Annotated in this window: 6 protein-coding genes, 2 pseudogenes and 1 riboswitch; of the genes and pseudogenes, 5 read left to right on the top strand and 3 right to left on the bottom strand. The window is 35.6% G+C overall.

Annotation, left to right across the window (positions count from 1 at the left end):
• Window positions 1-52 precede the first annotated feature (52 nt).
• Window positions 53-1,126 carry a hypothetical protein gene (locus H4I94_RS15980; RefSeq protein WP_043041639.1) on the top strand — a complete coding sequence of 358 codons (1,074 nt, stop codon included), beginning with the start codon at window positions 53-55 and terminating at the stop codon, window positions 1,124-1,126.
• A gap of 102 nt (window positions 1,127-1,228) precedes the next feature.
• Here H4I94_RS15980 and H4I94_RS15975 read toward each other — a convergent pair whose 3' ends face one another.
• Window positions 1,229-1,354 carry a hypothetical protein gene (locus H4I94_RS15975; RefSeq protein WP_004969301.1) on the bottom strand — a complete coding sequence of 42 codons (126 nt, stop codon included), beginning with the start codon at window positions 1,352-1,354 and terminating at the stop codon, window positions 1,229-1,231.
• Between the two features lie 215 nt (window positions 1,355-1,569).
• Here H4I94_RS15975 and H4I94_RS15970 point away from each other — a divergent pair, with 215 nt between their 5' ends.
• A complete protein-coding gene (locus tag H4I94_RS15970; RefSeq protein ID WP_004647749.1) occupies window positions 1,570-1,866 on the top strand; it encodes a type II toxin-antitoxin system RelE/ParE family toxin in 297 nt (98 codons plus the stop codon).
• 1 nt (window position 1,867) lies between these two features.
• Window positions 1,868-2,158 (top strand): addiction module antidote protein, encoded by a 291-nt coding sequence (locus H4I94_RS15965; protein ID WP_004969304.1) that lies wholly within the window; start codon window positions 1,868-1,870, stop codon window positions 2,156-2,158.
• A gap of 123 nt (window positions 2,159-2,281) precedes the next feature.
• Here H4I94_RS15965 and H4I94_RS15960 read toward each other — a convergent pair whose 3' ends face one another.
• Together H4I94_RS15960 and H4I94_RS15955 are read right to left on the bottom strand one after the other, a co-directional pair.
• Window positions 2,282-3,736: a SulP family inorganic anion transporter gene (locus tag H4I94_RS15960; RefSeq protein WP_033917543.1), complete on the bottom strand. Its 1,455-nt coding sequence runs from the start codon at window positions 3,734-3,736 to the stop codon at window positions 2,282-2,284.
• A gap of 248 nt (window positions 3,737-3,984) precedes the next feature.
• Window positions 3,985-4,194 (bottom strand): hypothetical protein, encoded by a 210-nt coding sequence (locus H4I94_RS15955; RefSeq protein WP_004282305.1) that lies wholly within the window; start codon window positions 4,192-4,194, stop codon window positions 3,985-3,987.
• 386 nt (window positions 4,195-4,580) lie between these two features.
• A riboswitch (Fluoride riboswitch) is annotated at window positions 4,581-4,648 on the top strand.
• A gap of 66 nt (window positions 4,649-4,714) precedes the next feature.
• On the opposite strand from H4I94_RS15955, the pseudogene H4I94_RS15950 reads away from it, so the two are divergent.
• A pseudogene (locus tag H4I94_RS15950) lies at window positions 4,715-5,028 on the top strand (CrcB family protein).
• A gap of 26 nt (window positions 5,029-5,054) precedes the next feature.
• Window positions 5,055-5,472, top strand: a pseudogene (ppa, locus tag H4I94_RS15945) (inorganic diphosphatase); the annotation flags it as partial.

Here is a 5,472-nt window from a genome sequence, read left to right as displayed (position 1 = left end):
CGTATAAGGTGTATTATGTTAATTTTAGATTTTTTAAAAAATTAGGGCATCCATGAATCCTTTAGAATTCTACTGTTTAATATTGAAAAATATGGATAAAAACCTGGCTAAGAAACTAGGTAAAATTGAGAAAAAATATACTAATGTTCCATTTAAAAATGATGAAATAGCTAAAGTTAAAATTAAATCCGAATTTGCTTCAGAAATGGGGTTTTTCGTACTTAATTCAGCAACTTCTTTAGCTGTAGATGAAGAAAACTATAATTTTGCATACTGCTTAAAAATCTTAGAACTATATCCAATTAAGAATAACGATTTTTTTTATTGGAATGAGCATATAAAGCTATTTTCAGAATTAGAAAAAAATAATTTTTTATATGAAGATGTCTGCAAACTACATGATTTTCTGGTAAATAACTTTAGCTTTAACGGTGATTTAAAGAATATTATTAGTCATGAGATGCTTAGAAATTCTGGCGTCAATATACTGCTAATTTTAATTCACTTAGATCATTTAATTTCTAAGAAGTGGGGATTCCAATCAATCTCACTAAACCAAGCATTAAAGTTTAAGTTTAAAAATAAACGACCATACTTCCCATCAAAAACTTTTACAGATTTTCTTTTATTTATCTTAAAGATAAATGCAAAGTTTGAAGCAACAAAAGGACATAAAGTCGAGATTCTGAAGACTATTCCTCCAACTAATGGTTTTGAGCAATGGTTAGATCCTTCTCTCGAAGATGAACAAATTAAAGAATTTATACAACTAATTAAAAAAGTTAGAGAAAACAGAAGACTATGCTACTTGAATGAAGTCTATGAGTTCCTAGGTCTACCTTATGGTGAGTTTAAAAATGATGAAATTTATGAACAAGTCTCAGAAGAGAATTATTTATTCCTGAAAAATGAACTTCCAGAAGATAAGTGGTTTGAAAGTATTAATGCCATAGCTGGCCTATGGTTAATATATTTTTGGCAAGACTTTTATTATAAACATTTTCAAAAAACAGCCAGCGTTTCTACGTTAGCTACATCAGAAGATTTTATCGTGATATGGGAAGCCTTCCTGAAGAAATATCCTTCAGAAGGCCAATATCTTTGGCCTTCTGAATTGATATTATAAGATAAATAAATTTTTATTTACGAGGTGGATTATTGTCTCGGCCACCACCTGATGGATTTCCAGTAGTACTAGGCCAACCTGCTGTGCTCATAGTTTTCATCCTTATTTAGATTTCGTAGGTTTATGATTAGGATTCAATTGTCGGCTACGGTTGTCCTGATTCTGCGCATGTTGAATATTATTAGGATTTTTTACTGTAGCACGTTGATCATTCGCTGTTTGTGTCATTGCTTTCTCCTTAAAATGTTTGAACATCTGACAAGGAAAGTATGGCTTCAAAAAAATATGCATCTTGCCTGAAAAACAGTAAAAAAGTTTAAATTTTAACCAAAAAAATTATGTATTTAACATAATGGTGTTATACGAAATTAATGGATGTTCGTATAAATTACTTGCATATTGTATTCGATCGAATACAATATAGTGAGAAGATAAGGATCCTCATGATTGAAATTAAACGTCTTCCAGAATTTGATGAATGGTTGGATGGCATTAAAGACAATATGACCCGTATCCGCCTGAATCGTCGATTAGATAAGGTTCAACGTGGAAACTGGGGAGACATTAAACCTCTCCAAGATGGCGTTTGGGAAATGAGAGAATTCTTCGGTTCTGGATGGAGGATGTATTACATCCAACATGGTGACGTTGTGATTGTAATGCTTGGTGGTGGAGATAAATCAACTCAACAACAAGACATCGATCGGGCAGTCAAACTATCGAAAACATTGGAGGATTAAAATGGTTAAAGTCGCTGATTTACCAAGTTTTGATATGGCTGAGTCGCTCAAAACTGAAGAAGACATTGTGATGTATCTCAATATGGTTCTTGAAGAAAATGATCCAGCTGAATTAGCCCATGCACTTGGTGTTATTGCTAAAGCTCGTGGCATGACTCAAATCGCTAAAGAAGCAGGGATTGGGCGTGAAGCACTCTACAAAGCCCTACGTCAGGATTCAGCACCACGTTTTGATACGATTAATCGTGTAGTAAATGCTTTAGGCTTAAAGCTCACAGTACAACACGCTTAAAACTTTAAAAATATAGTAAAAATGGGAGCTAAAGGCTCCCATTTTTAGANCCCATTTTTAGATTCGTATAAGGTGTATTATGTTAATTTTAGAAATTCTATATAAATATAGAATTTTTAAAACTTAAATTCTGGCATGTGTCCCATACTTATCAATCATGATCGAACTGGCTTCATTTAGACCACGTACTGTGACATTCGCACCATTCTTTTGAAATTTATTTACAACAGAATCAAGCATGGCGACTGATGTTACATCCCAAATGTGAGAATGGGTCAAATCAATAATCACCTCCTTTACATCCTCTTTAAAGTCAAAACCTTGCATGAATTTTTCAGAAGAACTAAAGAAGATCTGACCTCTCAACTCATATAAACGGGCCATTCCTTCAAAAGATGCTGTCACCTGGATATCATTTTCAAGTTTATTCGCCAGGAACAAGGCTGAAAGTAATACGCCTGTTAACACACCCAAAGCCAGGTTATGCGTAGCAACAACTACAATCACCGTCGCAATCATGACGATATTACTGCTCTTAGGATTATCTTTTAACTGAGTGACAGAACTCCATTCAAAGGTACTGATAGAGACCATTATCATTACCGCTACCAATGCAGCCATTGGAATCACTTTGAGCCAGTCGCTGATAAATACAACCAGAATAAGAAGAAAAATGCCCGCAGAGAATGTTGATAAGCGTGTAAGGCCACCTGATTTTACGTTAATCATAGATTGACCAATCATTGCACAACCGGCCATGCCACCCATAAAGCCAGAAGCAATATTCGCAATCCCTTGTCCCTTACATTCCTGATATTTATCACTTGGCGTATCTGTCATTTCATCCACGATAGTTGCTGTCATCATCGATTCAAGTAAACCTACAGCCGCCAGTGCTACCGAATAAGGCAAAATAATCATCAATGTTTCAATATTCAAAGGAATATTTGGAATCAAGAACATTGGAAGTGTGTCAGGTAACGATCCCATATCACCCACAGTTCGTACATCAATTCCTAGAGCAATTGCCAGTAATGTGATTGCAATGATGCAGACAAGTGGAGAAGGGAGTAATTTTCCTAATTTGGGAACCAAAGGAAAGAGATAAATAATCGCCAGACCTAAAGCAACCAGAGCATATACATGCCAGGTCACATTAATCAGTTCAGGCAACTGAGCCATGAAAATTAAGATCGCTAACGCATTTACGAATCCAATAACTACAGATTTAGATACGAACCGCATTAACTTGGCGAGCTTTAAATAGCCTGCCAATATCTGAATCACGCCTGTCAGAATTGTTGCTGCCAGCAGATATTCAAGCCCATGCTCTTTGACCAATGTGACCATAAGCAGTGCCATAGCCCCTGTGGCAGCTGAAATCATTGCGGGACGACCACCTACGAAAGAAATCACGACGGCAATACAGAAGGATGCGTATAGACCGACTTTAGGATCTACACCTGCAATAATTGAAAATGCGATGGCTTCAGGAATAAGTGCAAGACCGACGACTAATCCGGCAAGTACATCCCCACGGATGTTAGAGAACCACTGTTCTCGGACATTAGATAACATAAACATAGCCTGTTTTTTAATTTTTCAGATAGGCTAGTGATGTGATATATACAACACACAAGCGACTACACCACATCACTAGACAGTGATGAGTTATTTACAGATTTAAGAAGGTAAATAAACTTAAGGTGGCGTAGGTGTCATAAGATGAAGAAACTTTTTAGAGTAAAAAAATCAGGACAAGGGTAACAGCTAGGTACTTTTTTATAAAGCCTGGATGTATATCCAAGCTTTGTTTAATCTGTATTTTATGAAGCTTTTAGCTCCCCAAGTAATTGACCTATTTCCAAACGTGTATAGCCACGTTCTTTAAAGATCAAAACAATAGCCTGTTTATAATCTTCAGAAATAGCCGTTTTATATTTATTAATTAATTGCAGCTCAGCATTAAGCTGAAGGTCATTTTTGATCGTCAATACTTCCGTAGAGACTTTATTAAAAATCTTGAAATTAAACATACAGGCGCTCTTTATCAATATTGTAGCGGCCCGACTACAACAAACACCTGTCTCAGCTTAGCTGGACACCCTTTCCAAAAAGATTNTTTATATTTATTAATTAATTGCAGCTCAGCATTAAGCTGAAGGTCATTTTTGATCGTCAATACTTCCGTAGAGACTTTATTAAAAATCTTGAAATTAAACATACAGGCGCTCTTTATCAATATTGTAGCGGCCCGACTACAACAAACACCTGTCTCAGCTTAGCTGGACACCCTTTCCAAAAAGATTATAGCAAAAATCAAAATTTTCAACTTTTACTAAACTAAAGATAAAGAAGTATCAAACTTACGTATTTTAATAATAGAAGGTTGTTGAATTAGCTAATCAATTTTTAAATAATAGTACTCAAAGGAGATGGCTATCCTCCTTACACAAACCGCCAATTCTGGCTGATGATACCTACGTTTCCCTCAAGCAGGGTACGTAGTCGCGTGCTCTGCTTTTACAAAATGGAGCTACGCTATGTTTTCCCGTCATAAAGTTCTTTATTTATATATCTTTTNATATTCCTTTCGGGACAGTGATTGTTAACTTAATCGGTGCGTGTATTATTGGATTAGCTGTATCATTTTTTCAAATAGCTCAATAAGCCCTAATTATAAGTTATTAGTTTTGACAGGCTTCTGCGGTGCTTTAACGACCTTTTAAACATTTTCAGTTGAAATTTTTGCGTTGCTACAAGCTTCAAAGTTTGAATATGCTATCTCTTCAATAGCCATCCATGTAATAGGTTCATCAATCTTTACAGTACTAGGAATACTTTCCTATCAATTTTTCACTAATCATTAATAATCTAAATATTAGAAGGTAAAACAATGAGTTTTAAAAATGTTAAAGCAGGTACTAATCCACCAGATGACTTTAATAGCATCGTCGAAATCCCGGCAAATGCTAAACCCATCTAGTATGAAGTGAATAAAGAATATGATGCTTTATTGGTTGATCGCTTTCTAAGTACAGCAATGACATATCCGTACAATTACTGTTATATTCCTCAAACATTAAGCGAGGATGGTGATCCCGTAGATGTATTTGTAATAGCTCCCCATGCGGTTGCTGTAGGATCAGTAATTCGCAGCAGACCTGTCGGAGTCATGTATATGGAAGATGAAGCCGGTATTGATGCAAAGATCATTGCTGTACCTCATTCTAAGCTCACACCTCTATATAACAATGTTGAAGATCTGAGCGACCTCCCTCAGCTTCAATTAGATCAAATGAAACATTTCTTTG

Origin of the sequence: Acinetobacter sp. T_3_1 (assembly GCF_025377055.1) — a bacterium.
In the GTDB taxonomy this organism is placed as follows: domain Bacteria; phylum Pseudomonadota; class Gammaproteobacteria; order Pseudomonadales; family Moraxellaceae; genus Acinetobacter; species Acinetobacter kookii.
This window is presented reverse-complemented; position numbering and strand designations above follow the sequence as displayed.